This window comes from Sphaerospermopsis reniformis (assembly GCF_005402885.1).
In the GTDB taxonomy this organism is placed as follows: domain Bacteria; phylum Cyanobacteriota; class Cyanobacteriia; order Cyanobacteriales; family Nostocaceae; genus Sphaerospermopsis; species Sphaerospermopsis kisseleviana.
In genome coordinates, this window is the sequence record NZ_BJCE01000540.1 from 1 (window position 1) to 637 (window position 637).

Here is a 637-nt window from a genome sequence, read left to right on the forward strand (position 1 = left end):
AAGTATTATCGCTACAAATAATACTACTTTAAATAGTGCTGGTAATATCACCTTAAACAACAATACCAATGACTTTAATCAAGTTAGTGTATTAACAGGAAATAATGTCAGTTTACAAGATGCAAATAATCTCACATTAGGGAATAGTAATGTTAGTGGCAATTTAACAGCAACAGCTTTAGGTGGCAATATTAGTCAAAATGCAGGTACAAGTATTATCGCTACAAATAATACTACTTTAAATAGTGCTGGTAATATCACCTTAAACAACAATACCAATGACTTTAATCAAGTTAGTGTATTAACAGGAAATAATGTCAGTTTACAAGATGCAAATGATCTCACATTAGGCGATAGTGGATTTAGTGGGAACTTCACAGCAACAGCTTTAGGTGGCAATATTACCAGTAATAATTTAACAGCTACAGGAACTGGTGCCAGCGTAACATTAGAAGCCACAAAAAGTATTAATACAAATGGCAATATTACCACTAATGGGGGTAATGTCACATTAACAGGGGATAGTCAAAATGCAGGGATTGATGGGGCAGTATCAATATACTCAAATATAACAACAAATGGGGGGAATTTAACCGCCACAGGAAAGACATCAGTAAATGGTTTTGCAGGACTATTT

At 34.1% G+C, this 637-nt stretch carries 1 pseudogene; it reads left to right on the forward strand.

The features are described 5' to 3' along the window. Positions 1 to 637: pseudogene (locus FFR48_RS28295) on the forward strand (hypothetical protein); the annotation flags it as partial.